1 pseudogene is annotated in these 398 nt (G+C 55.5%); it reads right to left on the reverse strand.

Going from position 1 to position 398, the window contains the following annotated elements:
- A pseudogene (locus P0Y67_RS22890) lies at window positions 1–398 on the reverse strand (hypothetical protein); the annotation flags it as partial.

Below are 398 nucleotides of genomic sequence, written 5' to 3' on the forward strand. Positions count from 1 at the left end.
AACTGCTCGCCCGCACCCTGCTCGCAGTGCCAGCTGTCCAGTCTGGCCTGTGGCGTTAATTTCAATGCTTCGACCAGACTGCGCGATGCCAGTACGGCCCCTGCTGCGCCCTCGCTGGCAATCACTCCCCAGGGATGCTGAGCCGTCTGCAGCAGATTACGCTGTGAGAGCGCATCCAGTGCCGATATTGGGGAATCCAGAGAGATCGCCATCACCACTTCTTCTTCATTCAGGCTTCTTAACACATCAGAAAAATGCGTATGTTCTGTGTGATGACTCAGCACCACCCGGCCAAGTACCTTTTCTAAGCCGCTATCAGGACGCCAGGTTTGATACCAGTTATCCAATTGCGACTGCGTGATGGCTTGTGGCATACGCACATAAAGCGGCACTGGCGG

Origin of the sequence: Photobacterium sp. SP02 (assembly GCF_038519165.1) — a bacterium.
Lineage (GTDB): Bacteria > Pseudomonadota > Gammaproteobacteria > Enterobacterales > Vibrionaceae > Photobacterium > Photobacterium halotolerans.